General features: G+C 69.5%; 12 protein-coding genes and 2 pseudogenes. 4 read left to right on the forward strand and 10 right to left on the reverse strand.

The window, feature by feature from the left end; genetic code table 11:
* The first annotated feature begins 119 nt into the window (after nt 1–119).
* Nucleotides 120–1535, forward strand: a complete 1416-nt coding sequence (locus tag IF67_RS0114955) for an MFS transporter (RefSeq protein WP_078889445.1) — start codon at nt 120–122, stop codon at nt 1533–1535.
* A 255-nt stretch (nt 1536–1790) separates the two neighbouring features.
* On the opposite strand, the gene IF67_RS0114960 is transcribed toward IF67_RS0114955, so the two are convergent.
* From IF67_RS0114960 to IF67_RS0114970, 3 genes and pseudogenes are all read right to left on the reverse strand, one after another.
* The gene (locus IF67_RS0114960; RefSeq protein ID WP_030985848.1) at nt 1791–5165 is read right to left on the reverse strand and encodes a pyruvate carboxylase; all 3375 of its coding nucleotides are present in this window, start codon (nt 5163–5165) and stop codon (nt 1791–1793) included.
* A gap of 524 nt (nt 5166–5689) precedes the next feature.
* Nucleotides 5690–6160, reverse strand: a pseudogene (locus IF67_RS0114965) (DMT family transporter); the annotation flags it as partial.
* 179 nt (nt 6161–6339) lie between these two features.
* Nucleotides 6340–7323: an EamA family transporter gene (locus IF67_RS0114970; protein ID WP_051818076.1), complete on the reverse strand. Its 984-nt coding sequence runs from the start codon at nt 7321–7323 to the stop codon at nt 6340–6342.
* A gap of 105 nt (nt 7324–7428) precedes the next feature.
* On the opposite strand from IF67_RS0114970, the gene IF67_RS0114975 reads away from it, so the two are divergent.
* The 3 genes from IF67_RS0114975 to IF67_RS0114985 all read left to right on the forward strand — a co-directional run bounded on the left by IF67_RS0114975 (nt 7429) and on the right by IF67_RS0114985 (nt 11474).
* On the forward strand, nt 7429–8358 hold the full coding sequence (locus IF67_RS0114975; RefSeq protein ID WP_030985854.1) for a LysR family transcriptional regulator: 930 nt from the start codon (nt 7429–7431) through the stop codon (nt 8356–8358).
* 552 nt (nt 8359–8910) lie between these two features.
* Complete coding sequence (helR, locus tag IF67_RS0114980) at nt 8911–11064, forward strand: RNA polymerase recycling motor ATPase HelR (RefSeq protein WP_030985856.1); 2154 nt, start codon at nt 8911–8913, stop codon at nt 11062–11064.
* Nucleotides 11065–11183: 119 nt separating this feature from the next.
* Nucleotides 11184–11474, forward strand: coding sequence for a hypothetical protein (locus tag IF67_RS0114985; protein ID WP_030985858.1), 291 nt, complete (start codon nt 11184–11186; stop codon nt 11472–11474).
* A 168-nt stretch (nt 11475–11642) separates the two neighbouring features.
* Here IF67_RS0114985 and IF67_RS0114990 read toward each other — a convergent pair whose 3' ends face one another.
* From IF67_RS0114990 to IF67_RS43015, 7 genes and pseudogenes are all read right to left on the reverse strand, one after another.
* Complete coding sequence (locus IF67_RS0114990) at nt 11643–12530, reverse strand: DUF4190 domain-containing protein (RefSeq protein ID WP_030985861.1); 888 nt, start codon at nt 12528–12530, stop codon at nt 11643–11645.
* A 240-nt stretch (nt 12531–12770) separates the two neighbouring features.
* Nucleotides 12771–13757, reverse strand: a complete 987-nt coding sequence (locus tag IF67_RS0114995) for an LLM class flavin-dependent oxidoreductase (protein ID WP_030985862.1) — start codon at nt 13755–13757, stop codon at nt 12771–12773.
* A gap of 121 nt (nt 13758–13878) precedes the next feature.
* Entirely contained in the window at nt 13879–14124 is a 246-nt protein-coding gene (locus tag IF67_RS44945) for a hypothetical protein (protein ID WP_234341105.1), read from the reverse strand.
* Nucleotides 14125–14292: 168 nt separating this feature from the next.
* Nucleotides 14293–15738, reverse strand: a complete 1446-nt coding sequence (gene argG / locus IF67_RS0115005) for an argininosuccinate synthase (protein WP_030985864.1) — start codon at nt 15736–15738, stop codon at nt 14293–14295.
* A 275-nt stretch (nt 15739–16013) separates the two neighbouring features.
* On the reverse strand, nt 16014–16421 hold the full coding sequence (locus tag IF67_RS0115010) for a hypothetical protein (RefSeq protein ID WP_030985866.1): 408 nt from the start codon (nt 16419–16421) through the stop codon (nt 16014–16016).
* Nucleotides 16418–18124, reverse strand: coding sequence for a right-handed parallel beta-helix repeat-containing protein (locus IF67_RS0115015; RefSeq protein WP_030985867.1), 1707 nt, complete (start codon nt 18122–18124; stop codon nt 16418–16420). Before IF67_RS0115015 ends, IF67_RS0115010 begins: the two co-directional genes overlap by 4 nt.
* Before the next feature lie 250 nt (nt 18125–18374).
* A pseudogene (locus tag IF67_RS43015) lies at nt 18375–18478 on the reverse strand (IS481 family transposase); the annotation flags it as partial.

An 18478-nucleotide genomic window follows, 5' to 3' on the forward strand; every position in this document is an offset into this window, starting at 1 on the left:
ATCGGCCGGAACCGGCCTCCCGCCTCGCACCGTTGACGAGCGCTGCCACGTGAGAGCCCGGCACGCCGCCGGACCGGTCAAGTCGCGGGAGCCGTTCGTCCCAGGATTACCGTGTCGCCATGGTGCGTGCTGGTAGCCCCCGGGCCGGTCGACCGGACGGCCCCGCGGCCCCGAGCGGGTCGCGGGCCCCGCTTCTCGCGGTCTGCGCGGGCTACTTCATGGTCATCCTGGACGTGACCGTCATCAACGTCGCCGTTCCGGTGGTGGGACGCGAACTGTCCGCCTCCCTCACCGGGATCCAGTGGATCACGGACGGCTACACCCTGGTCTTCGCCGGTCTGCTGCTCACCGGCGGCGCGCTCGGGGACCGGCTGGGCAACCGCCGGATCTTCTGCACCGGGGTGGTGGTGTTCACCCTCGCCTCGGCCGGCTGCGGTCTGGCCCGGAGCGCCGAGGCCCTGATCGCCGCCCGGCTGGTGGAAGGACTCGGCGCGGCACTGATCGTGCCCGGCTCCCTCGCCCTTCTCCAACAGGCTTACCCCTCACCCGGCGAGCGCTCCCGGGCCTTCGGTCTCTGGGGCTCCATGGCAGGCATCGCCGCCTCCGCCGGCCCCCTCCTCGGCGGCCTTCTGGTCACCACCGTGGGCTGGCGCTGGGTGTTCTTCATCAACCTGCCCGTCGGATGCGCCTGCCTGTGGCTGACACTGCGCCATGTGCGCGCCTCGGCCCGGCGCCCGGACCGCCCCGTGGACTGGCCTGCCCAGTGCGCGCTCATCGCCACGGTCGCCCTGCTCGTCGCCGTCCTCAACGAGGCCGGACGACGGGGCTGGACGGACCCGCTGATCCTCACCGGGGCCGGCCTGTGCCTGCTGACAGCCGCCGCATTCGTCCTGCGCGAGCGGCTGGCCCGCACTCCCGTACTGCCGTTGCGGCTGCTGCGTTCCCGCGCGATGAGCGGCGGAGCGGCCATCGGCCTGCTGTTCAACTTCGCCTTCTACGGCATGATCTTCACCGCCAGCCTGTACTTCCAGCACCAGCGCGGCCTGAGCGCGCTGCGCACCGGGATCGCCCTCTTCCCGGCGGTGGCCATGACGATGTTCGCCTCCGTCCTGTCCGGACGACTGGCCAGCCGCACCGGACACCGCCCGCTGGTGGTCACCGGCATGCTCCTGGGAGCGGCCGGTCTGGCCGGCTGGGCCGCCGCCGGACCGCATCCGGACTACGTCCTGCTCGTGGGACCGATGACGGCGGCGGGCTTCGGCACGTCCTTCGCCCTCACCGGCTCGACCGCCACCGTGATGTCAGCCGCCCCCGACACGCACTCCGGCACCGCCTCCGCCCTCTTCAACACCACCCGCCAGGTCGGCAGCGCCGCAGGCGTCGCGCTGGGAGGCTCACTGCTCGCCGCCGCCACAGCCGGCTTCACCACCGGACTGCGGACCAGCATGGCCATCGGCGCGGCCGCGTACCTGACGGCCGCCGCCCTCGCGCTCTTCTGCATCCCCCGGAAGAAGCCCCGCGCCGTCTCCGGCTGATGGGCTGCGGGCTGAAGGGCTGCGGGCGGGCCAGGCACCCCGACCCGCGCCATGCGCCGTGGCGGACCTCCCGGCCCGCCACGGCAGCCTGCTTTGTTCCCCTGCGGCCTCGAACCCGGGCCTGATGAGGCGAACGCGCCTCACTACTCGGTGGAGGTCCGCCTCACGCATCAGACCCGCCGTCGCGACGCCTCATCGGAATCCCGCAGGGAAGCACGTCGTCTCGGCCGGGCGACGCCCGCGGCGAGAGCCGATTCACCCGATGTCGACGAGGAGATCGCCTCCCTCCACCTGCTGGATCTGGTTGATGGCCAGCCTGGCCACCCGCCCGGCCTTCGGCGCGGTGATCGCCGCTTCCATCTTCATCGCCTCGATGGTGGCCACCGTGGTGCCGGCCTCCACCTCGTCGCCCTCGGCCACCGCGAGCGTCACCACGCCGGCGAAGGGGGCCGCGACATGGCCGGGGTTGCCCCGGTCGGCCTTCTCCGTCACCGGTACGTCGGCGGCCGCCGCGGTGTCGCGTACCTGGATCGGCCGCAGCTGGCCGTTCAGGGTGGACACCACGGTGCGCAGACCGCGTTCGTCGGCCTCACCGACGGCCTCCAGCTCGATCAGGAGCCGTACGCCCGGCTCCAGGTCGACGGCGTACTCCGTTCCGGAACGCAGCCCGTAGAAGAAGTCCTTGCTCTCCAGCACGCTGGTGTCGCCGTAGGCCTGGCGGTGCGTCTCGAAGTCGCGTGCCGGCCCGGGGAACAGCAGCCGGTTGAGCGTCGCGCGCCGGTCCTTCTCCAGTCCCGAACGGTCCTCCACGGTCAGTTCCTGCACGGGCCGGGGTTCGGCGCGGCCCTCCAGCGCCTTGGCGCGGAACGGCTCCGGCCACCCGCCGGGCGGGTTGCCCAGCTCGCCGCGCAGGAAACCGATGACGGAATCGGGGATGTCGAACTCGTTCGGCGTCGCCTCGAAGTCCGCCGGCTTCACCCCGGCGCCCACCAGGTGCAGCGCGAGGTCCCCGACCACCTTGGAGGAGGGGGTCACCTTCACCAGACGGCCGAGAATCCGGTCGGCGGCGGCGTACATCGCCTCGATCTCCTCGAAGCGGTCGCCCAGGCCGAGCGCGACTGCCTGCGTACGCAGGTTGGAAAGCTGCCCGCCGGGGATCTCGTGGTGGTACACGCGGCCGGTCGGCGAGGCCAGGCCCGCCTCGAACGGCGCGTAGATCCTGCGGACGCTCTCCCAGTACGGCTCCAGGTCCCCGACCGCCTTCAGATCCAGCCCGGTGGGCCGTTCGGAGTGGTCGGTCGCGGCCACGATCGCCGACAGCGACGGCTGTGAGGTGGTGCCGGCCATGGACGCCACGGCGCCGTCCACGGCATCCGCGCCGGCCCGGATCGCGGCGAGATAGGTGGCCAGCTGACCGCCCGCGGTGTCATGGGTGTGCAGGTGCACCGGCAGGTCGAACTCGCGGCGCAGCGCGGAGACGAGCGTCTCGGCGGCCGGCGCCCTGAGCAGCCCCGCCATGTCCTTGATGGCCAGGACGTGGGCCCCGGCCGCCACGATCTGCTCGGCCAGGCGGAGGTAGTAGTCCAGGGTGTACAGCCGCTCGGACGGGTCCGACAGGTCGGAGGTGTAGCACAGGGCGACCTCGGCAACGGCCGTTCCGGTCTCGCGTACGGCGTCGATGGCGGGCCGCATCTGCCCGACGTCGTTGAGCGCGTCGAAGATCCGGAAGATGTCGACACCGGTGGCCGCGGCCTCCTGCACGAAGGCGTCGGTCACCTCGGTCGGGTACGGCGTGTAGCCCACGGTGTTGCGGCCGCGCAGCAGCATCTGAAGGCAGATGTTCGGTACGGCCTCGCGGAGCGCGGCCAGCCGCTCCCAGGGGTCCTCGGCGAGGAAGCGGAGCGCGACGTCGTATGTGGCGCCGCCCCAGCACTCCAGCGACAGCAGCTGCGGCATCGTCCGCGCCACCGCCGGGGCGACGGCGAGCATGTCCTTGGTACGGACCCGGGTGGCGAGCAGTGACTGGTGGGCGTCCCGGAAGGTGGTGTCGGTGACGCCGATGGCCGGCGACTCGCGCAGCCACCGGGCGAACTGTTCCGGGCCGAGCTCGGCGAGCCGCTGCCGGGAGCCGGCCGGCGGTTCGATGGCGGGCACGGGCGGCAGTTTGGTGACCGGGTCGATCAGCTCGGGCCGTGCGCCGTGCGGCTTGTTCACCGTCACGTCCGCGAGGTAGGTGAGCAGCTTGGTGCCGCGGTCGGCGGAGTGGCGCGCGGTGAGCAGGTGCGGGCGCTCTTCGATGAACGACGTGGTGACCCGCCCGGCCCGGAAGTCCGGGTCGTCCAGCACGGCTTGCAGGAACGGGATGTTCGTGGCCACGCCGCGGATGCGGAACTCGGCCACGGCGCGCCGGGCCCGGCCGATCGCGGTATCGAAGTCCCGGCCCCGGCAGCTGAGTTTGACCAGCATCGAATCGAAATGCGCGCTGATCTCCGTACCGGCGTGCGTGGTGCCGCCGTCCAGACGGATCCCCGAGCCGCCCGGCGAACGGTAGGCGCTGATCCTGCCGGTGTCCGGGCGGAATCCGTTGGCGGGGTCCTCGGTGGTGATACGGCATTGCAGCGCGGCACCGTGCAGGGTGACCGTGTCCTGCGTGAGGCCGAGCTCGGGCAGCGTCTCACCTGCGGCGATACGCAGCTGGGCCTGCACGAGGTCGACGTCGGTGACCTCCTCGGTCACCGTGTGCTCGACCTGGATGCGCGGGTTCATCTCGATGAAGACGTGGTTCCCGTCGCGGTCGAGCAGGAACTCCACGGTGCCCGCGTTGCGGTAGCCGATCTGCTGGGCGAACCGCACGGCGTCGGCGCAGATCCGCTCACGCAGCTCCGGATCGAGGTTCGGCGCGGGCGCGAGTTCGATCACCTTCTGGTGCCGGCGCTGCACCGAGCAGTCGCGCTCGAAGAGGTGGATGACGTTGCCCTGCCCGTCGGCGAGGATCTGCACCTCGATGTGGCGGGGGTCGACGACGGCCTTCTCCAGGAAGACGGTGGAGTCACCGAACGCGGACGCGGCCTCACGGGCCGCCGCCTCGATGGACTCGCGCAGCATGCCGGGATCCTCGACGCGGCGCATACCGCGCCCTCCGCCGCCTGCGACCGCCTTGACGAATACGGGAAAGCCGACGTCCTCGGCGGCACGGACCAATGCGTCCACGTCCGTGGAGGGCTCCGAGGATCCGAGCACCGGTACGCCTGCCGCGCGCGCGGCGGCCACCGCGCGGGCCTTGTTCCCGGTCAGTTCGAGCGTGTCCTTGTCCGGCCCGACGAACGTGATGCCCGCCTCCTCGCACGCCCGCGCCAGGTCGGGGTTCTCGGACAGGAACCCGTAGCCCGGGTACACCGCGTCCGCTCCCGCCTCGCGCGCGGCCCGGACGATCTCCTCCACGGAGAGGTAGGCACGCACCGGGTGTCCCGGCTCACCGATCTCATGTGCCTCGTCGGCCTTCAGCCGGTGCAGTGAATTGCGGTCCTCGTGCGGGAAGACGGCAACGGTTTTCGCACCCAGCTCATAGCTGGCGCGGAAAGCGCGAATCGCGATCTCACCACGATTGGCGACCAGTACCTTGCGGAACATTCTCGATCCCTTCAGCCTGCCGTTGACGAACACCATGGCGTCGGCGATGAGCAGATCAGACGCCGGACCCGCAGTGACTTATTACCTGGCGAGGCCCCATGTAACTCAGCAGTAGGTCAGCAGTAGGTCAGCATGCACCCTGTCAGAATGGCGAAGGATACCGGCACCCGCACCCCCGGTGATTCCTTTGGAACCCCTTCTGACCTGCAAAAACACTGGTCAGCCCACCAAGGCTGCCCGTGTGGTGAAACCGGCGCCAATGGAAGCCGAAGAGATAAGGAAAGCCATCATTGCAGGCCAGAGGGCACTATTAGGTCAGCAAGTCAGCAAAAATTCGGTATCGACGCCACCCCTGCGAAAACGGCCCGGATCGTACGGCACACCGCACTCCGGACCTCCGCTGCGCCCCGGCCCGAGCCCAGATACCGGCTGCCGCTCCACAAGGCAACTTCCCCGAGGGGAACACCCCGCAGAATCAACGGAGTTGGACACCGCCTGCCGTGCCGAGTCCACCGACACGTCGGCCTGCGCGGCCGCCCCGCTTCTCGCACCCCCTCCGGAACCGGAGCCTGCGCCTTCCCCCGCATCCGCGACACCGCCACCCCGGACAGGCAGAGAAGGCCACCGAGGAGTGTCAGCCGGCCCGGCACCTCGCCGAGGAACAGCCACGACATGACGACGACGAGCACCGGTACCGCGTACGTGGTGGCACCCATCTGCCCAACGGTCGTACGGGACACCGCGTAGGCCCAGGTGGTGAACGCAAGGGCCGTCGGGAAGACTCCCAGGTACACCATCTGCAACGTCGCCGACACGGGAGCCCGGCTCACCTGCGACACCAACTGACCGGCGAACGGCAGGCATGTCACCGCTCCGGCGAGCGCGCCGAACGTCGTCACCTGCATCGGGGTGGCGTGCTTCAACGTCGGCTTCTGGAGCACCACACCCACCGCGTACGCCAGCGCCGCGAACAGGCACAGCAGTACGCCGACGAGCCGCCCGGCCATCCACCCGGCTCGCGGCCCCGGCACCACCCTCCACTGCCGTTGCTCCCACCCCGTCGGCGCACGATTGCGCCCTCCCGGAATCTCTGTCACTGCGTGCGCCCTGCCCGCGCACGTGACCTGCCAGTTTGCAAGGCCGATGCTTCAATGACGAACGAATTAAACCTGGGTCAGCCGGCCCGGGAGCCCGTCTCCTCGAAAGGGACGGCCCCCCGAAGATTTGACGAATCATTGGTTTTGTCGCGCACCTCGGAGGCCGCAGCCTTTACGGCAGTGCGCTCCGTTTCGGGCGACATCGGCTTCTCCCTACGGCGCAGCATTCCGACCGCAATGCCGACGACGACAAGAGCCGTGGCGCAGAACGTCGGCGCGGTCATGCGCTCACCCTGGCAAATCCAGGCCGATGCCAGACCGAATACCGGGACGAGCAACGAGAACGGGGCAACGGTGGGCGCGTCATAGGTTCGCAGGAGATATCCCCATGCGGCGAATCCGAACAGCGTTGCCCCCCATGCCACATAGAGCGCAGCGCTTACTCCGCTGAGGTTCAGATGCTGTAGCGCCCGCAGGTCCGCGCCCCAGCCTTCGACGGCCACGGAGAGGAGCGCGAGCGGAACGGGCGGCACGGCGCTCACCCAGACCATGAACCGGAACGCATCCGGCGGGCCCGCCTTCCGCATCGCGATGTTCGACAGGCCCCAGCACGCCGCCGCACCCACGACCAGCAGAAATCCGGCAAGCGTGCCGGCCGTCGAGCCCAGCCCGGCCAGCACGATGCCCGCCGAGGCAATGACCATGCCGACGATCTGCACCCGCCGGGCACGCTCCTTCAGCAGCGCCGCGGCGAAGAGCACGGTGAACACCGCCTGCCCCTGGAGCACCAGAGAGGCCAGTCCCGGGGGCAGCCCCACATGCATACCGATGAACAGCATCCCGAATTTCATGATGCCGAGCGTGATACCCACCGCAATCACCCAGCGCCAGGCGACTCTCGGCCGCCCGACGAAGAACACCGCGGGCAGCGCGGCCAGGAGAAAACGCACCGCAGAGAAGAGAAGTGGCGGAAAATCACGCAGCCCCACGTCGATCACCACGAAATTCGCGCCCCAAACGGCGGCGACGACCACTGCCAAGGCGACGTGTGCGGGCTTCATGTAATGGCTCCTGGGGGACGCGCTCCTGCGGGAAGTTCCATCCCAACAGCCGCCGTCCGTAAAGACCAGCGAAAGTTACTGAAGGTGGGGCATTAGCATCGCTTCATGTTCGACCTCAATCGCCTGCGTGCTCTGCGTGCCGTGGCCACCCACGGCTCGGTGACGGGTGCGGCCGCCGCTCTGGGCTACACGCCATCCGCCATCTCCCAGCAGATCGCCAAGCTGGAGCGCGAGACCGGCTCCGAACTGCTCGACCGGCAGGGCGGCAAGGTGGAACTCACGCCCGCGGCCTGGCTGCTCGCGGAGGCGACGGACGAGGTCGTGGCTGTGCTGGAGCGGACCCGCTCGCGCCTGGAGGAACAGCGCGACCAGCCCACCGGGCGCCTGGTGCTCGCCGCGTTTCCCACGGCCTGCCGAGGCTTCACCACCGCCGCGCTCGCCGGCCTCGCCAGGCGCCACCACGCCCTGGACTGCCGGCTGGTGGAGTCCGACCCCAACCGCGCCATCAGCCTCGTCGTACGGGGGGAGGCGGATCTCGCGGTCGTACACGACTGGCACAACACCCCGCTGACGCTGCCCGCCTCGCTGTCCGTCGCCGAGCTGGGCGAGGACATCGCCGACGTCGCCCTGCCCGCAGGGCACCCGCTCGCCGACCGGGACGTGGTGACCCCGTACGACCTGCGCGAAGAACGGTGGATCGGGCAGGGCCCCGGGGCCATGTGCCACGAGTGGCTGGTGCGTTCCTTCTCCGGCCTCGGTGTCGAACCGGACATCGCCTACCAGATCGAGGAGTACGCATCCCAAGTCTCGCTTCTGGCAGCGGGGTTGGGCGTCACGATACTTCCCCGGCTCGGCCGCGGCGCCCTGCCACCCACCGTCCGTGTCGTACCGATGCGGCCCGCGCCCGCCCGTAGGCTCTCAGCCGTCTGGCGCTCCCAGGCCGACCGCAGACCTGCCATCCACGCCACATTGGCAGCGCTGCGCCGACACTGGCCGACCTCAAATCCCCTCCACCCGACCCGCGAAGCCGAGTGAACCGGCCACCGCCCGTCCGCCGCTGCCCGCCCCATGGCCGCCGACGCCGGCCCTACGTCCTGCAACGCCTGCAACCTGCGCGTGCTCGACTCCGGAAAGCACATCCGTTGATGCCGAGCCGATGACCTTCGAGCCCGACTTGCTGAAGAGGGTGGGAACGTCTCGTTCCGTGGCTGCATGCAGGCCCCTGGAAGATCCTCCTGGGCCGACGAAACCGCCATACGTGGCGCGTAGCCGTCCGGCGAAGGGATTGCCCGTCCACAGCGGGCGACAAAGACAAGGAGGAATACCCACTCCTTGCCACTCTCAACTTATAGCGCACTGGGGGCCTTGCGGCAAGGCCCCTGTAGTGGGGCAGAATCGCGGGCCGAGGTCAGAACCTTCAGAAATGGGAGATTCACGAAGTGCGTGTGTTTTTGCCGGTGTATGAGTCATGCGGTGGCACCGAGCCGATAGTGGGACGCGCGCTGCGGCTGCGGGCACTCGACACCGAGGTGCGGGTGTACGCGCCAACGGACATGGCGGCAGCGACCGCGGACCGGAGCTGATGACATGAACCCCCTGACCACCAGCGCGTTCGACCTTCCCGACCACCTCTCCCCCAAGGCGGACCCGGCGCTGATCGACGGCGACGAGCAGCACTTCGCGGCCATCGCGGAGAGCCTGGAGCAAGCGATCGCCGAACTGTCCGACCGCCTCGAAGCCGAGCGCAGGGCTCCCGGCGGCATCGGCCGCGCGGCGATGGACCGGGACGCGGAGATCCACCGGCTGACCGGCCGCCTGCGCGCCTTGCGTCGCTTCGGTTTGGACCTTTGCCTGGGGCACATCGTCAGTGCGGATGATCCCGAGCCCGTGTACATCGGACGCCTCGGCCTCACCGACAGCGCCGGACGTCGGCTGCTGCTCGACTGGCGCTCCCCCGCGGCCGAGCCGTTCTTCGCTGCGACCCACGCCCATCCGATGGGGATGGCGAGCCGCCGCAGGTATCGCTGGACCCGCGGCCGGGTCAGCGACTACTGGGACGAAGTGTTCACCGCCGACGGCCTTGAAGGGCACGCCGCGCTCGACGACCAGTCCGCGTTCATCGCCAGTCTGGGCGGCAACCGGTCGGCCCGGATGCGCGACGTGCTCGCCACCATCCAGGCCGACCAGGACGCCATCATCCGGGCGGGGTCCCGCGGCACTCTGGTCGTGGACGGCGGTCCGGGTACCGGCAAGACCGTCGTCGCTCTGCACCGTGCCGCCCACCTCCTCTACTCCGACCCTCGCCTCGGCCACCGTCGGGGCGGCGTGCTGTTCGTCGGTCCGCACCAGCCCTACCTGGCCTACGTCGCCGATGTCCTGCCCAGCCTGGGAGAGGAGGGCGTGCAGACCTGCACCCTGCGGGACCTCGTCGCCGAGGGAGCCGGGGCAGCGACCGAGACCGACCCGGACGTGGCCCTTCTGAAGTCGTCCGCGGACCTGGTGAAGGCGATCGAGCCGGCCGTCGGCATCTACGAGGAGCCGCCCACCGAGGGGATGACGGTTTCGACCCACTGGTCCGACATCTGGCTGAGCGCTGAGGACTGGGCCGCGGCGTTCGCAGCAGTGGAACCAGGTACTCCGCACAACGAGGCGCGTGACCAGATCCGGGAGGAACTGCTCACGATCCTGAGGGACAAGGACGACAGCGACGCCCCGCCCGAGCTGCTCAGGAGGTCGCTCCTCCAGGACAGAGAGCTGGTCAGGACCCTCAATCGTGCCTGGCCGATGATCGAGGCGAGTGACCTCGTCGGAGATCTGTGGTCGGTGCCCGCCTACCTGCGCAAGTGCGCTCCCCGGCTCAGCCCTGATGACGTGCGCAAGCTACAGCGCGCGGACGCCCAGGCCTGGACGGTGTCCGATCTGCCGCTCCTGGACGCGGCACGCCAGCGGCTCGGCGACCCGGAGGCGTCACGACGCAAGCGTCGGCACGAGGCCTCTGTGGCCGCCGAACGTGCGCGCAGGGCCGACGTCATCGACGGCCTGCTTCAGAACGTCCTGATCGACGAGAGCGAAGGCGCGGTGGGGATGCTGCGCGGACAGGACCTCCAGGACACCCTGGTCGACGAGAGCGCCCTGCCCGGCACCGAACCGGACCTGCTCTCCGGCCCGTTCGCGCACATCATCGTGGACGAGGCACAAGAACTGACCGACGCGGAGTGGCAGATGCTGCTGCTCCGCTGCCCGTCCCGGAGCTTCACCATTGTCGGGGACCGAGCCCAGGCCAGGCACGGGTTCACAGAGTCGTGGCAGGGACGGCTCGAGCGGGTCGGGCTCGACCGGATCGACGTGGCCTCCCTGAGCATCAACTACCGCACGCCGGAAGAGGTCATGGCGGAAGCCGAGCTGGTCATCCGGGCCGAGCTCCCGGACGCGAATGTGCCGACCTCCATCCGCAGCAGCGGCATCCCCGTCGTCCGCGGACCTGTTGCGGATCTGGACACGGTCCTCGACACCTGGCTCGCTGCGCATGCCGACGGGATCGCCTGCGTCATCGGCGACCCCACGTTCCCGGGGACGCCCCGCGTCCGGTCGCTCACCCCGGAGCTCTCGAAGGGGCTGGAGTTCGACCTGGTCGTCCTCGTCGACCCGGAGGAGTTCGGCAAGGGTGTCGAGGGAGCGGTCGACCGCTATGTCGCGATGACCCGGGCGACCCAGCAACTCGTCATCCTCACGAGCTCCTGACATCGGTCAGGACAACACGATCGCCGCCACATGCCCCTCGACGACACGTCGTTCACGATCTCACCGGCACGAACGGACCGGAAGTCGGAACCCGGATATCCTGAATCCGGCTTCCGGTCTTGTTCATCGAAAGCGAGGGGGGCGAGATGTGGTCGGGCAGGCACGACGATTACTTCGAACAGACCGCACAGATGATCGCCGAGCAGATACAGCGCAACCGTTCCAGACAGCGCGCCAAGGCCGTCAAGTACAGCAGAGAACAGGCAGAACAGAGCCGCAGGATCGCCCATGGAAACGAAGCCGCCGAACTGGAACGCCTCGCGGTCCTGGGGCAGATCCCGTACGCCGCATACAAAGCCGGCGTGGCCGCCCTGGAAGAAGACTGCGACGACGACTGCACGAGGCATTAGACCCTGGACGCTCCGGACACCCCGGCCCACTCGGAGTGGGCCGCGGGGGTTTCGCCGGGCGCTCCCCCGCATCCGGCGGCACTTGCGCCGGATGCGGGGAGGGGGAGAGAGAACGCGATGCCCCGCCGCGGTTTTGGGGCAGTCATTGCACTGCCCGACGGTGTGCGGTCAGCGGGCCGGGCCGCTCCAGTAGGCGTCGTCCCAACGTGCCACGTCAGGGCTGAACTCGACCTCGATCCGATGGGCGGCATCGGGCGGCAGTGAGAAGGCGTACTTGCCGACGGCTTTCCTGCCGGGCAGGACATATCCGGTGATGACCTTCTGACGGCCGCTGCCGTCGATCACCAACTGCGCCGAGGCGCCGTCGGCGTCATTGACGTCGGGCAGGCCGGTCTCGACCTCGATCCGCTTGGTGCCGGTGTTGACCACGGTGACCGTGACTTGAACGGCCTTGTTGCCCTTGTCGTGACCGTTGGCGAATTCGTCCGGAGTGAAGGGCGACGGCTTGGACACCGTGACTTTCAGGCCGTTGCCGAAGGTGTACGGCTCACCGAAAGACAGGTGACGGGCCTTCTCCGCGGCTGCCGCCGACTCCTTGGCCTCGTCGGCTTCCTTGACCTTCGCGCGCGTGCTGTCGACGACATGTTTGACCGCCACCACGGTGAACGCTGCGCTGCCGGCCGCGATCAGCAGGCCGACGATGCCCAGGACGAGACCGCTGATGGCCATGGCCCTGTTGGTGGCCAGGCCCTTGCGCGCGTGGCCCAGTCCGACGGAGCCGAAGATCACGGCCAGCAGGGCCGGCAACCAGGACATCCAGAACAGGATGATGAACAGGCCCAGGACGAGGCCGACCAGACCGAGCACCAGGGCGGTGATGCCCATGCCGTTACGCGACTGCGAAGGCTGCATGGGGTACGGCGGGCGGGGCACATCACCCTGCTGGGACGGCAGGCGGGGCATGCCACCCGGCTGGGACGGCGGGGCCCACGGATCATGGTCCTGCGGCTGCGGGCCCGTAGGCGTGGCGCCGTCGGGAGGTACGGGCGTGGTCATGCGGATTCCTTCACGCGAGTCGCTGAACTCGGACCGTACCAGACCATTTTCCGTTTTTATTACCTCTCGTGGGCGATATCGGTTACCGACCCTGCCCGGCCTGCGCCTGCGGTGTCGGACCGACGCCCCTGAGAACTCTGGGAAGCCCGAGATCCCTGAGACCAGCCCGCTCGACGCCGTCCGGCCCCGGCGTCCCTTCCCTCCCTCGGCCTCCCTCGACCTCCCTCCCCCTCGTGCTCCCTACGGCGCTGTCGTGGCCTCGGCGTACTTCTTGATGAGTTCGCAGGAGCGAAGGCGGTCGCGGAGGTCGTAGACGGGTGTGGTCAGCATCAGTTCGTCTGCTCCGGTTTCGCCGGCCAGTTGCGCAAGCCGTTGAACGACGGTCTCGGGTGTCCCGACGGCTTGCTGTGCGCGGAAGCCGGCCAGCGCCTGTCGCTCCTCTTCCGTGAAGGGGTGGGCCGCCGCGTCCGCGGGGGTGGGGAAGGGGATCTCACTCAGGCCTTTGAGGAGCCCGGCTTTGACGACGTCCATCGGTCCGACGCGCCACGCGGCTTCTTCCTCCGTCTCGGCGCACACGGCCTCCACACACACCAGCACCCGAGGTTGCTCGCACCAACGGGACGGGGTGAACGCCGCACGGTAACGGTCCAGCGCCGCACGGGTGTTGTCCGGCCGGATGTGGTGCGCGAGGGCGATCGGCAGGCCGAGCTTTCCGGCGAGAGCGGCACCTGCGGTGCTGGAGGCCAGCAGCCATGGCTCCGGCAGCGGGTCGAGTGCGACTTCGTCGACCAGGAAGGACAGGATCGCGGCTACGTCGTCGTGGTATTCGGCATCCGTCGTCGGTCCGGCTCCGCGGCGCAGAGCGCGCGCGGTGGCCTCGTCGAAGGTGCCGGGACCACGGCCGATTCCGAGGTCGATACGGCCCTGATGCAGGGCGGCCAGCGTTCCGAACTGCTCCGCCAGCGTGAGGGGTGCGTGGTTGGGTGCCAGAACTCCGCCCGAGCCGAGTCGGATGGCCGAGGTCGAGGCGGCAGCGTGCGCGGTCAGCACGACGGGCGGGAAGGCGCCGATGGCGGGCGAGTGGTGGTGCTCGGCGTACCAGATCCGGTGATAGCCCAGTTGCTCCAGTCCCTGCGCGAAGGCGGCGGTGTCGCGCAGGGTTTCCACGGGCCGGGTGCCCGTTTGGACCATCGCGACTTCCAGCGCTGAAAGAGGTATGTCGATCATGCCGTCAGCATAGGATCGCGTGTTCGAGAAGGTGCGGCTGTTCGAGAAGGTGCGGTGTTCTCCTTGTTCACGGTCGACGGGCCTGCCATACCCGCCGGGCGGGTACGGCAGGCCCCGGGGCTCAACCCACGTACGTGAATTCGTCGGCCGTGCCCGTCGGCGACGCGGCCACGCCGACCGCCACGGTGACGTTCACGGTCTTCGCCAGGTCGAACGGCCGCGCCGGCACCGCCGCCGTGATCACCGTCTCGGCCGCTGGCGGCTGGCGGCTCTGCGGTGCCGCGGATTTCAGGCTCCTGGCCCAGCCCCCGGCCGGGCAGCGACCCAGCTCAGGGGGACGGCGGTGTCCGAGCGGGGTGGCGTGCACCCCTAGGGAGAACCCGGCCGGGCGCCGCTTGCTCGGGACGCGGGCACCCGGCCGGGGCGTACGGAGGCGGCGTACGGAAAGGCCGGCTCGACGCCATGGGCGCCGAGCCGGCCTTTCCGGTGGTGCATCCCCCTCAGGGGTGTCGAGCCGTCCGCTCGACGGGGCTGGTCAGTCCGTGCCGGACTCCATCGCGGCGCGGTCCAGCCATTCGTCGTCACCGGAGACCTCGCCGCGGGAGGCGATGGCCTCGGCGCCGCCCTCCGGCATGGTGCCGATCAGCCCGGTCGCGGCCGCCTGGGCGGCACCGATGGCGGGGTTGGCGGTGCCGATCAGGCCGAGCCCGGCGTACTGCTCCAGCTTGGCGCGCGAGTCGGCGATGTCGAGGTTGCGCATGGTGAGCTGGCCGATCCGGTCCACCGGGCCGAACGCCGAGTCCTCGGTGCGCTCCATGGACAGCTTGTCCGGGTGGTAGCTGAACGCCGGGCCCGTGGTGTCGAGAATCGAGTAGTCCTCTCCGCGCCGCAGCCGCAGCGTCACCTCGCCGGTGACGGCCGCGCCGACCCAGCGCTGAAGCGACTCGCGCACCATCAGCGCCTGCGGGTCCAGCCAGCGGCCCTCGTACATCAGCCGGCCGAGGCGCCGCCCCTCGTTGTGGTACTGGGCGAGGGTGTCCTCGTTGTGGATCGCGTTGACCAGGCGCTCGTACGCCGCGTGCAGCAGGGCCATACCGGGCGCCTCGTAGATGCCGCGGCTCTTGGCCTCGATGATCCGGTTCTCGATCTGGTCCGACATGCCCATGCCGTGCCGGCCGCCGATGGCGTTCGCCTCCATCACCAGGTCGACCGGCGAGGCGAACTCCTTGCCGTTGATCGTCACCGGGCGGCCCTGGTCGAAGCCGATCGTCACGTCCTCGGCAGCGATCTCCACCGACGGGTCCCAGAACCGCACGCCCATGATCGGTTCCACGGACTCCACACCGGTGTCCAGGTGCTCCAGGGTCTTGGCCTCGTGGGTGGCGCCCCAGATGTTGGCGTCGGTGGAGTACGCCTTCTCCGTGCTGTCGCGGTAGGGCAGGCCGTGGGCGAGAAGCCACTCCGACATTTCCTTGCGGCCGCCGAGCTCGGTCACGAAGTCCGCGTCCAGCCAAGGCTTGTAGATCCGCAGGTGCGGGTTGGCGAGCAGGCCGTACCGGTAGAACCGCTCGATGTCGTTGCCCTTGAAGGTCGAGCCGTCGCCCCAGATCTGTACGTTGTCCTCGAGCATCGCCCGGACCAGGAGGGTTCCCGTGACGGCCCGGCCGAGCGGCGTGGTGTTGAAGTAGGCACGCCCGCCCGAGCGGATGTGGAACGCCCCGCAGGTGAGCGCGGCCAGCCCCTCCTCGACCAGCGCCGCGCGGCAGTCGACCAGGCGCGCGATCTCGGCACCGTAGTTCTGCGCACGGCCGGGCACCGAGGCGATGTCGGGCTCGTCGTACTGGCCGATGTCAGCGGTGTAGGTGCACGGGATGGCGCCCTTGTCGCGCATCCACGCGACCGCGACCGACGTATCGAGGCCGCCCGAGAAGGCGATGCCGACGCGCTCGCCGGCGGGAAGGGAGGTGAGGACCTTAGACATAGGAAGATTATGCATAATCGCGCATGATCATGCAAAGGTTTGGGCCGCCGTCTTGGTGACGGACGAGTGCGTACGTCTGCCGGACCAGGAGAGCGCGCGCCCGAAGGCAGGTGAGACCGGTGGGACAGGTGACGCCGGGCAGAAGGCAGGCGAGACCGATGACGCCGGGCAGCCAGACACGCCTCGCCGACCGGTCCGCTTCTCCGGGGCGGCGGCCCGGGCCGCCGTGGTGGTGACGGAAACCGGGCACGCCCGTAGTTCTTCCTCCCGCCTGATCAGACGAGGCGGGTCAAACCCTCGATCGCCGTCCGGGCCCACTCCTGCGCCCCCACCGCCGTACCGGTCACCACTCCGGTCGCGACCGGGGCCAGCGCTCCCTTGAGCATGCCGAGCGCGCTGCGGAGCCTGCCTGCCTCGGGAGGGTTCGGCTGAGTGATCGTCGCGAGGACCTCTCTGGCCGCGGACTCGGTGTCCTCACGGTCCTGCTCGGCGAGACCGGCCTGGGGCAGCTGCCGGAGCAGGTCGGTGACCAGCTCGGCGAGTGCCTCGAAGCCCGGGGCGACGGTGCTGTTGTTCTGCTGGTTCTGGGTGACGGTGTCGTTGTTCCAGGCGAACTGAGTGCCTGAGACCTCGGCGTGGAACACGGGCCCGTCGTAGTTGTTGACGTTCTGTGGCTCGCTCATGTGCGGGTTCCGTCCTCATTGGTCTGCTGCTGGATGGCGTTGTTGTTGTTCCAGGCCAGCTGAGCACCGTGGACCGCGGCGTGGAAGACCGGGCCGTAGTAGTTGTTGACGATGGTCGGCGGAAGCTCAGCCGGCTTGGTGACCTGCTTGACGACCGACAGCGACGTGCGGAGCGAGACCAGGTCGACGCGGCCGTTGTCCTGTACGGCCACCCCTCGCGTTCCTTGCACCGAACAGTCCACCAGCCGGCCGCCGCACGAGTCGTCGAAGCTCGCCCCCGCGGCCGCGCAGTCGACGAACTCGCTGTTCACGACGTCCAGGTAGGCGTCGTCCTTTCCGCAGAGGCCGAATGCCTCCGAGCCGGTCACGGTGAGGTTCCTCGCGACGAGCTTGCCCTTGCCGAACGCGATGGCCCCACCGGCGCTCACCGCTTTGACATCACAGTCGTGCACGAGCAGCTGAGCGTCCTCGCCGACGCCGAAGCCCAGCACTCCGCGCTCCGCCGCCACGCCCTTGAGCGTGACCCGGGACTGGCCGAGGACGGCCACCGCGGCCATGTCGAAGCCACGGAAACCCGCGTCGGTGACCTCGGCCGTCGTGCCTCCGTTGCCCCGGGTCTCCACGCCCGACGGGCAGCGCTCCACACGGACTTGCTCGAACACGGCCCTGGACTCGTCGAGGACCCGCAGTGCGGTACCCGTCAGGTCCTCGATGTCCACCCGGGTGAAGCGGCCTCTGGCGGCGTCGGTGACGGCAATACCGACGTTGCCTCGCGCAATGCGGCAGCCGTGGACCTCCGGAGCGCCGCCCTTGGTCGAGAACACCGCGACATTGCCCGCGTCGAGGACCTCGCAGTCCTCGAATCTGCCACGTCCTGACGTCTGGACGTTGATGCCGGTATCGCGGCACTCGGTGAACGCGCAGCCGCGCACCACCGGGTCGGCGCCACTCGCCACTCCGATCCCGTGTTCCGCGTCGGTGACGCGCGTGCCGTCCACGGAGCCCCTGGACTGCTCGATGAACATGACTGCCTCCGCGTGCACGGCGTTGATCGCGCAGCCGCTCACGGAGAGCTCCGCCCGCGTGTCCGCCATGATGGCCGCCTTCCCGGTGCCGGTCAGCTCGCACCCGGCGACCTGGGCCCGCGCATCACTGACTCGCACGCCGTGGATCCGGCTGCCCCCGATCCAGCTGTCACGGACCGAGACATCGGCGCCTTCGATCACCGCAACGGCATTGTCGGCGGCGTCGGTGAACCGGCACCGTTCGACGAGCCCGCCGGATCCGGAGAAGAGGGTCCGGCCGTAAAGGATCACGCTGTCCCGCAGCGTCACGGAGGTGTTCGGCCTCGCGTGCACGCTGACGCCGTTGTGCGCACGAACCTCCGAGTGTTCGAGCGTGAGCGTTCCCGCATGGCAGCCGACGACGTCGGCATCGCGTCCGATCAGCACGAGGCCGTGGACACGAACCGCCCCGAAGGCGTCGAGGACGGCACCGCTGGGCCTGCTCACCACCACGGAGCCCAGGCCGCCGATCGCGGCCACCTGGACCTCACCGCGGACCGTGAGCGTCTCCTCGTAGCGGCCGGGCGCGATCTCGACCAGCGCCGCTCGGCCCCGTCCGGCCGCAGCGGCAAGAGCAGACGTGATGTTGGCATAAGCACGACGACCACCACCCGGCGAGACCAAGTACTTCGCGACCATTCCCGCCTTCTCCCCCACGCCGCTCGCTTGGAGCCGCCGATGCTACCCGAGCGGCTGAACGGCGGCGGCTGCTAAGCACGTTGACGCCGACCATGGCCGCGCGGACGCTCCCTACCCCGCCGTCGGGAGCCTGTCTCAGCCGACCATTGTTGTTCTTGAAGTCAGACCCACACCGACACAGAGTCGGCCGGGCAGTCCCGGACCCGCAGGCCCGCAGGCCCGCACCAGCGCACGTACCCCCTGGCGCGGCCTAGTTGTATTGACCCGCAGCATTGTTGATTCGACTGATGGGCGGGTGGCCGCCGAGTGCAGTGTGGCAGCGGTGATGGTTGTAGGTGTGGAGGAACTCCACGA

It is taken from the genome of Streptomyces sp. NRRL S-1813, from assembly GCF_000719605.1.
GTDB classification, from domain to species: domain Bacteria; phylum Actinomycetota; class Actinomycetes; order Streptomycetales; family Streptomycetaceae; genus Streptomyces; species Streptomyces decoyicus.

Excerpts from the sequence above, each read along its gene's own strand:
- IF67_RS0114960 (WP_030985848.1), bottom strand. The coding sequence starts at position 5,165 with ATGTTCCGCAAGGTACTGGTCGCCAATCGTGGTGAGATCGCGATTCGC.
- IF67_RS0114955 (WP_078889445.1), top strand. The coding sequence starts at position 120 with ATGGTGCGTGCTGGTAGCCCCCGGGCCGGTCGACCGGACGGCCCCGCG.
- IF67_RS0114990 (WP_030985861.1), bottom strand. The coding sequence starts at position 12,530 with ATGACCACGCCCGTACCTCCCGACGGCGCCACGCCTACGGGCCCGCAG.
- IF67_RS0114975 (WP_030985854.1), top strand. The coding sequence starts at position 7,429 with ATGTTCGACCTCAATCGCCTGCGTGCTCTGCGTGCCGTGGCCACCCAC.
- helR (WP_030985856.1), top strand. The coding sequence starts at position 8,911 with ATGAACCCCCTGACCACCAGCGCGTTCGACCTTCCCGACCACCTCTCC.
- IF67_RS0115015 (WP_030985867.1), bottom strand. The coding sequence starts at position 18,124 with ATGGTCGCGAAGTACTTGGTCTCGCCGGGTGGTGGTCGTCGTGCTTAT.
- IF67_RS0115010 (WP_030985866.1), bottom strand. The coding sequence starts at position 16,421 with ATGAGCGAGCCACAGAACGTCAACAACTACGACGGGCCCGTGTTCCAC.
- IF67_RS0114995 (WP_030985862.1), bottom strand. The coding sequence starts at position 13,757 with ATGATCGACATACCTCTTTCAGCGCTGGAAGTCGCGATGGTCCAAACG.
- argG (WP_030985864.1), bottom strand. The coding sequence starts at position 15,738 with ATGTCTAAGGTCCTCACCTCCCTTCCCGCCGGCGAGCGCGTCGGCATC.
- IF67_RS0114970 (WP_051818076.1), bottom strand. The coding sequence starts at position 7,323 with ATGAAGCCCGCACACGTCGCCTTGGCAGTGGTCGTCGCCGCCGTTTGG.